We start from the raw sequence: 6,866 nt of genomic DNA, 5'->3' as shown, positions 1-6,866 counted from the left end.
GCTGAACAGCCACGGAATTTTCTGCCCGCTGCTGGGCAACAAAAACTGGATGCAGTCATGCTGCTGCAAGACCTCTAGCGAGGTTGGGGTTCCCGCCTGCTGCAGGTACGAAGGCGCAGCCACCACCACCAGCGCGGCATCTTCCAGCTTGCGCGCGACCAGGCCTGAGTCGGGCTGTGCGCGCCCGCGTATAGCCAGGTCGTAGCCCTCGTCGGCAAAGTTGACATTGCGGTTGCTCAGGTTGACCTCAACCTGCACCGCTGGATAGAGAGCCCGAAAAGCCGGCAGCAGAGGCAGCACGCGGTAATGCCCGTAAGGCGTGGGCAGGCTGATGCGCAGCACGCCGGCAGGCACCAATTGCTGACCCGTGGCTTCGCGCTCGGCCTCCACCARCTGCCCCAGGGCCTGCCGCGCCTGCTCAAAATAAGCGCGGCCGGCCTCGGTCAGCCGTATCTGCCGCGTCGTGCGCGTGAAGAGCCGCACGCCCAGCCTTTCCTCCAGACGCGACACCGAGCGGCTCACGGCAGCGGGCGTGAGGCCGGCACTGGTTGCCGCCGCCGTGAAGCTGCTGAGCTCTGCCGCAAGGCAAAAAAGCTCAATGCTTCCCAGCTGAAGATCATCAAATTGACGGCTCATGGTTTTGATTTTCTATGGATTATCTATTACGCCATGTAACTTATGAAGTTAATCAACCTCCATTTATCTCCATGAACATCATCAATAGCATGAGGCCTTCCCAACTAACTTGCTCAAGGAATCCCATGAAACTGTTTTTCTCTCCTGGCGCCTGCTCACTGGCACCCCACATCGTTCTGAAAGAAACGCAGCAGGCCTTCAAGCTTGAAAAAGTTGACACAGGCACCCACACCACCGCAGACGGAGCCGACTACTACGCCATCAACCCGAAGGGTGCCGTGCCGCTGCTGGAGCTCGAGAGCGGCGAGCGCCTGACAGAAGGCCCCATCATTGCCCAATACCTTGCCGACAAGGCAGGCCGCGCCGACCTGCTCCCAGCCGCCGGCAGCATGGACCGCTACCGCGTGATGGAGTRGCAGAACTACATCACCTCGGAGCTCCACAAGACCTTCACGCCGCTGTTCAACCCGGAGCTGGACGGCAGCGCCAAAAAAACCCTGGCCAGCGTTCTGCGCAAAAAATACGAATGGGTCAACACCCAGCTGCAGTCCAAAGACTATTTGCTCGGCCAGTCCTTCACTGTGGCCGATGCCTACTTGTTTGYCGTCACAGGCTGGGCCAAGTACGTGTCGCTGGACCTGGCGGACCTGAAGCATCTGCAGGACTTCCTGGCACGTGTCGCCGGCCGGCCCGCCGTGCGCGAGGCCCTGAAGGCCGAAGGGCTGCTGGCATGAGCCGCTGGAAAACCACGGCCCTGACCCAAAGGCTGGGCTTGACGGCGCCGATTGTGCAGGGACCCTTCGGAGGGGGCCTTTCCTCGGTGGCGCTGACCGCGGCGGTCTGTGAAAGCGGTGGGCTGGGCTCGTTTGGGGTGCATCACCTGACAGGCGCGCAAATTGAAGAGACGGCCCAGGCCATACGCCTGAAAACAAAACGGCCTTTCGCCTTGAACCTGTGGGTGCCGCATGAAAAGAGCGAGGACCCGCCGCTCACAGATGCGCAGTTCGAGCAGCACCTGGCGCTGCTCGCGCCCTACTTCAAGGAACTCGGTGAACCCTTGCCGGCCCGCCCTGAACGTTTCAGCCCGCGCTACGAAGACCAGGTGCAGGGCCTGCTGGCGGCCCGGCCCGCCGTGTTCAGTTTTGTATTCGGCATTCCGTCGCTGGACATCCTGCGCCAATGCAAGGCGCTTGATATCGTGACCGTGGGCGCCGCCACAACGCCTGAAGAGGCGATAGCGCTAGACAGTGCCGGCGTCGACATGGTGGTGGCAACCGGCTTTGAGGCTGGCGGGCACCGCGTGTCCTTTCTCCGCCCGCCCGAAAACTCGCTCACCGGCACACTGGCGCTGATCCCCCAGGTGGTCGACGCGATCAAGGCCCCGGTCATTGCCGCAGGCGGCATTGCGGATGGGCGCGGTATTGCAGCAGCCCTGGCGCTGGGTGCCCAGGGCGTGCAGATCGGCACAGCTTTCCTGGCCTGCGTCGAGTCATCTGCCAGTGACATCCACCGCGAAAAGCTATTCAGCGCCGACGCCAAGTACACCGCCCTCACCCGCGCCTTCAGCGGGCGCCTGGCGCGAGGCATTGAAAACCGCTTCATGAACGAGCTGAAGGCGCATGAAGGTCACATTGCGCCCTACCCGGTCCAGAACTGGCTGACAGGCCAGATGAAACCGGCGGCCATTGGCCAGGGCAGAACAGACTTGATGTCGCTTTGGTCCGGTCAGGCCGCACCACTGCTCAGGCACCGGGATGCGAGCTCGCTGATGCAGGCGCTGCAGCAGCAAACCGACGACGCGCTAAAACGGATTGCCGGGTCAGTCTGACCCTCAAGCAGGATTTGTCTGATGACAGCGCATGACGATGGATTGACTGAAGGTGCCTGATTGAGGTGCAGTCACCTCAATGGAAATCGCGGCTCGATGTGCCCAGCCGCCCCAGCATCGGCGTGAGGTCTTCGAGCCGATGCGCCACCAGGTTGCGCACCGCGCCGTAACCTTTGGCGCTGCCGCGTTCTTCACTGCGCTGCCACGTGCCATACACCGCCAGCAGCCGGGCGTGCAGCACCTCGCCGCGTTGCGCCTCCCGCAGCGATTTCCAGATGATCACATTGACTGGCCCGGTCTCGTCTTCCAGTGTGACAAAGATGGTGCCCTTGGCGGTTTGCGGCTGCTGGCGCACAGTGACGATGCCGCAGCCGGCCACCTCTTCGCCGTCGGGCAAGGCATTGAGCTCGCTGGCGCTCAGCAGGCCTTTGCGTGCCAGCCGTTCCCGCAGCAAAGCCACCGGGTGGCGCCGCAGCGTGAGGCCGGTGGCCTGGTAGTCGAACAAAATGTTTTCGCCCTCGGGTGTGTCGGGCAAGGCCAGCGGTGTTTCGTGTGTGGGCACCGATTTGAGCAGGCGCGGCGCCAGTTTGATGGCCGAAGCCTCCCAGACCTGCTGGCGCCGGTGGCCCGCCAGCGGCAGCAGGGCATCGGCGGCGGCCAGCGCGTTGATTTCGAGCGTATTGAGCCGGGCGCGCGACACCAGGTCTTCCGTCGACGTGAAAGGCGCTTGCGCCCGCGCCTCCACCAGGCGCAAGGCGGCCTCCTCGCGCAAGCTGGCCACCAGGCGCAGGCCCAGGCGCACTGCCGGCTGCGTCCCTGCAGTCAGCACACCCTGCGGCTCCAGCGTGCAGTCCCATTCACTGTGCATGACGTCCACCGCGCGCACCTCGACCTGGTGGCGGACCGCGTCTTGCACCAGCTGGGACGGCGTGTAAAAACCCATGGGCTGCGAATTGACCATGGCCGCCAGAAAGCAGGCCGGCTCGTGGCGCTTGAGCCAGCAGCTCACATAAACCAGCTTGGCAAAACTGGCGGCGTGGCTTTCCGGAAAGCCGTAGTCGCCGAAGCCCAATATCTGGCTGAAGATGCGCTCTGAAAATTCAGCGCTGTAGCCGTTGTTGACCATCGCATTGACCAGGCGGCCATGAAAGCGGTCTACCCCGCCCTTACGCTTCCAGGCTGCCATGGAGCGGCGCAAATCGTCGGCCTCTCCGGGCGTGAAGTCAGCGGCGATCATCGCGATCTGCATGACCTGCTCCTGGAAAATCGGAATGCCCAGCGTGCGCTCCAGGGCCGGGTTCAGCGCCGGGTATTCCGGCACGACATCTTCACCCCGCCGTTTTTTGTCGCGCGCCTTCAGGTACGGGTGCACCATGCCGCCCTGGATGGGCCCCGGCCGCACGATGGCGACTTCCACCACCAGGTCGTAGTAATTGCGCGGCTGCAGGCGCGGCAGCATGGACATCTGGGCCCGGCTTTCAATCTGGAAAACGCCCACCGTATCGGCTTCGCAAATCATGTCGTAGGTGGGTGTGTCGTCCGGCTCGATCTGATGCATCTCCAACTGGCTTCCTCGTGCCCCATTCACCAGCGCCAGGCAGCGCCGGATGGCCGACAGCATGCCCAGCGCCAGCACATCCACTTTCAGCAGGCCCATGGCCTCCAGGTCGTCCTTGTCCCACTGGATGATGCGGCGGTCTTCCATCGAAGCCGGCTGCACCGGCACCAGCCGCGTGAGCTTGCCCTGGGTGAGTACAAAACCGCCGACGTGCTGGCTCAGGTGGCGCGGAAAGCCGATGAGCTGCGCCGACAGGTCAAACCATTGCAGCACCGGCCCTTCCCTGCCCTCCAGCCCGGCTTCCTTGAGTTTTTCCTGCAGCACCTCGCTGCCGTCAAACCAGAAATGCTCTTTGGCGAACAGGTCTATCAGTTCAGGCGCCATCGCCAGCGCCTTGCCCACATCGCGGATCGCGCTGCGCGGCCGGTAGCTGATGACGGTGGCGGCAATGGCGGCGCGGTCGTGGCCGTATTTGCCGTAGATGTACTGGATGACTTCTTCACGCCGCTCGTGTTCGAAGTCCACGTCGATGTCGGGCGGTTCACTGCGCTCGCGGCTGATAAAGCGCTCAAACAGCAGCTTGCTTTCCGCCGGGTTGACGGCCGTGACGCCCAGGCAAAAACACACCACGGAATTGGCCGCCGAGCCGCGCCCCTGGCAAAGGATTTCCTTCTCTCGCGCAAACCGCACGATGTCGTGCACGGTGATGAAGAACATCTCGTACTCAAGCTCTTCAATCAGCGCCAGCTCAAAACCCAGCTGCCGCCTGATCTTGTGCGGTATGTGATGCGGGTAGCGGGTATGGGCACCCTGCCAGGTCAGCCGACGCAGCCACCGCGAAGGCGTTTCGGCCGCCGGCACCATGTCTTCCTGCGGGTAGCGGTACAGGTTGCGAATCTCATCGAGATTGAAATTGCACCGCGCCGCCACTTCCAGCGTGGCACGCAACAGGCTGGCGGGGTAAATCTCGGCCAGGCGCATGCGCGGCCGCAAATGTGCCTCGGCGTTGGGCTGCAGCGCGAAGCCGCATTCGTGCACCGGCTTGCCCAGCTTGATGGCGGTCATCACGTCGTGCAGCGGCTTGCGTGAGCGCTTGTGCATCAGCACATGGCCGGCCGCCACCAGCCGTATGCCGGTGCGCCGGGCCACCTCTTGCAGCTGCTGCAGGCGCAGCGCATCGTCCAGGCCCTGCAGCAGCTCCACCGCCAGCCAGGCGTTGGTGCCAAAAAGCCCTGTAGCCCAGGCGCAATGTGCGCAAAGCGCTTCTGTATTGATAGCACCCGCGCCTGCTTCATGCAGGGGCGCCAGCAAAATTTCGCAATCCCCCAGCCGGGAGAAATCCGTTTCGCCCAGCGCGACGCGGTAGCTGCCTTTTTCGACCACGTCGCCGGCCTTGCGCGCTTCGGTGATGAACTCGCACAGGTTGCCCCAGCCTGCCGCGTTGTGCGGCAGCACCACCAGCCTGAAGGCATCAGGCGCCTGCACCAGAAATTCCGCACCCGGCAGCAGTTTGAGGCCCAGCTTCTTTGCCACCTCATGCGCCCTGACCACCCCGGCCACCGAACACTCGTCGGTGATGGCCAGCGCCTGGTAGCCCAGCTCGGAAGCGCGTTCGGCCAGCTCCTGCGCGTGCGAGGCGCCGCGCTGGAAGCTGAAGTTGCTCAGCGCGTGCAGCTCAGCGTAATCGGGAAGCGCGTAGGCAGGCATGCGGGCCTCAGGCAAAAAAGCCGTGCAAATACCAGGTGCGCTGCCGGCCGGCCTGGGCGGCAGAGCCCAGCCTTTCGCTGTAAACCCACAGCAGGCCGCCCTGCTGGCTGCGGTAGATGTAGTAGTCGCGAAACGCCCACGGCTTTTCACACAGGCCCGGCTCAGCGCTGCGGTTCTCGTGATCGGCCAGCAGCCATTCGGCAGCCTCCAGCCGCTGCGGCCCGGCCAGGCGTGTCAGCTTGCCCTGGTACACCGGGCTGTTGCCTACGGCTTGCAATTTCAGCGGTTCGGGCAGCAACCAGGCCGGGTACAAGGCTTCGGCCCGGGCTTCCGAAGAAGCATGTGGAGTGGTTTTTTTTAAGCCTTTTATGGCCCTGGCGCGCATTGGCTGTGCGCAAGCAGCTATTGATTTGATAGCACTTCGGGCACTCACCCAGCGCTGCATCAGCTCGGGCCGGTGGTCGGTGCAAGGTTGCCAGGCTTGCACATTGGCATCGCCCAGGCGGGCGCTGAGTCGCTCGACCAGCTCCACCACGCTGTCGCCCTGCCGGCGCGCTTCCATCAGCAGGCTGCCGGTGGCGGCGGCCGAGTCGGCCAGCAGCTCGGTGGCCAGCGACTGCAGCGTCAGGCTGTGCACCGGCGCCGGCAGCTTTTGCTGCGCCAGGTGCTCTGAGATGAGGCGTGCCACATGGCGCAGGTCTTGGGCGGGCTGGGCCGTGCGAATCTCGAGCTCGCCGGTCGGCGCCACATCGCGGCGTTTGTCCAGGTGCCAGATGATTTTCAGGGCGCAGAGCCCGCTCTGGCGCCCCAGCAGCCAGGCATGCAGGTGGACCAGCAGGCGCTCAACGCCCGCCATCAGCGCAGGCCCATGGGTGACAAGCGCGTTGAGCTCCAGTTTTTCTTCAAAGTGCTCGGGCAGCACTTGCCACTCGTAGTCGTCGGCTACGGTGCCGCGGGCGCGGTCCAGCGCCTCCAGCAGCTCGGCGCCAAAACGCCGCGCCACGCCGTCACGCGGCAGGCGCAGCAGGTCGTCCCAGCTGCGGCAGCCAATGCGCTCCAGCACACCCAGGTGCGGGCGCGCGGCCGTCAACGTGTGCATGGGCAGGTCGGCCACGCGTTTTTTCAACGCACCAGCCT

Annotated in this window: 5 protein-coding genes; 2 read left to right on the top strand and 3 right to left on the bottom strand. The window is 64.1% G+C overall.

Going from position 1 to position 6,866, the window contains the following annotated elements; all coding sequences use genetic code 11:
* Positions 1–636: LysR family transcriptional regulator (locus AC1DWI_RS09915; protein ID WP_477724760.1), on the bottom strand; the 636-nt coding region annotated here is incomplete at its 3' end.
* 125 nt (positions 637–761) lie between these two features.
* Between AC1DWI_RS09915 and gstA the strand changes: the two genes are divergently transcribed.
* The gene (gstA, locus tag AC1DWI_RS09910) at positions 762–1,370 is read left to right on the top strand and encodes a glutathione transferase GstA (RefSeq protein WP_477724759.1); all 609 of its coding nucleotides are present in this window, start codon (positions 762–764) and stop codon (positions 1,368–1,370) included.
* The gene (locus tag AC1DWI_RS09905; protein ID WP_477671679.1) at positions 1,367–2,464 is read left to right on the top strand and encodes an NAD(P)H-dependent flavin oxidoreductase; all 1,098 of its coding nucleotides are present in this window, start codon (positions 1,367–1,369) and stop codon (positions 2,462–2,464) included. Before gstA ends, AC1DWI_RS09905 begins: the two co-directional genes overlap by 4 nt.
* Positions 2,465–2,540: 76 nt before the next feature.
* Here AC1DWI_RS09905 and AC1DWI_RS09900 read toward each other — a convergent pair whose 3' ends face one another.
* Both AC1DWI_RS09900 and AC1DWI_RS09895 read right to left on the bottom strand, forming a co-directional pair.
* Positions 2,541–5,729, bottom strand: coding sequence for an error-prone DNA polymerase (locus tag AC1DWI_RS09900; RefSeq protein ID WP_477671680.1), 3,189 nt, complete (start codon positions 5,727–5,729; stop codon positions 2,541–2,543).
* 7 nt (positions 5,730–5,736) lie between these two features.
* The coding region (locus AC1DWI_RS09895) for a DNA polymerase Y subunit UmuC family protein (protein WP_477724758.1) at positions 5,737–6,866 on the bottom strand (1,130 nt) is incomplete at its 5' end.

Source organism: Polaromonas sp. P3_C2 (assembly GCF_056402675.1).
Note: the sequence above shows the minus strand (reverse complement) of the source record. Positions and strands in the feature narration are given on the sequence as shown.

Bases quoted from the DNA above. Each gene is read 5' to 3' on its own strand.
- AC1DWI_RS09905 (WP_477671679.1), top strand. From the start codon at position 1,367: ATGAGCCGCTGGAAAACCACGGCCCTGACCCAAAGGCTGGGCTTGACG.
- AC1DWI_RS09900 (WP_477671680.1), bottom strand. From the start codon at position 5,729: ATGCCTGCCTACGCGCTTCCCGATTACGCTGAGCTGCACGCGCTGAGC.